Here is a 456-nt window from a genome sequence, read left to right on the forward strand (position 1 = left end):
GACGATCCGGGCGACGTTGGGGTCTTTGCTGGGTGTGCGCTGGGAGACCAGCACCACGGCGTTTTCTGCGAGCTGTGCGGAGTGCTCGTCTCGCTCCTTGAGGGCGTCGAGCAGGCGTGCGCCGGCCTCGGCGGTTTCCTCTGCGTTCGTGCAGGGGACGACGAGCTGGTTGGCGTGCTCGATCATGGCTCGCCAGTTGGCGGCGCGCTCGTTGTTGCCGCTGTCCATGACGATCAGTCGGTAGTAGCGGGCTGCGACGCGATGGATGCGGTGCACGTCGTCGGCAGAGACCTCGTGGTCGCCGGCCACGGACTGGTCACTGCGTAGGACGTCGTACTTGTCACCTGGCTGGTGGTGGGTGAAGAACGACATTTCCGCTGATTGTGCGGTGGTTGAGAGCAGCTGCTCGGTCTGCGGCAGCAGATCGAGGACGGTGGCGTCGTGTGAGGCACCCTC

At 65.4% G+C, this 456-nt stretch carries 1 protein-coding gene; it reads right to left on the minus strand.

All coding sequences use genetic code 11. The features are described from left to right. Positions 1-456, minus strand: a 456-nt coding sequence (locus D9V41_RS17935) for a MinD/ParA family ATP-binding protein (protein ID WP_424922805.1), incomplete at both ends; no start/stop codon positions are given.

Origin of the sequence: Aeromicrobium phragmitis (genome assembly GCF_003674095.1) — a bacterium.
In the GTDB taxonomy this organism is placed as follows: Bacteria; Actinomycetota; Actinomycetes; order Propionibacteriales; family Nocardioidaceae; genus Aeromicrobium; species Aeromicrobium phragmitis.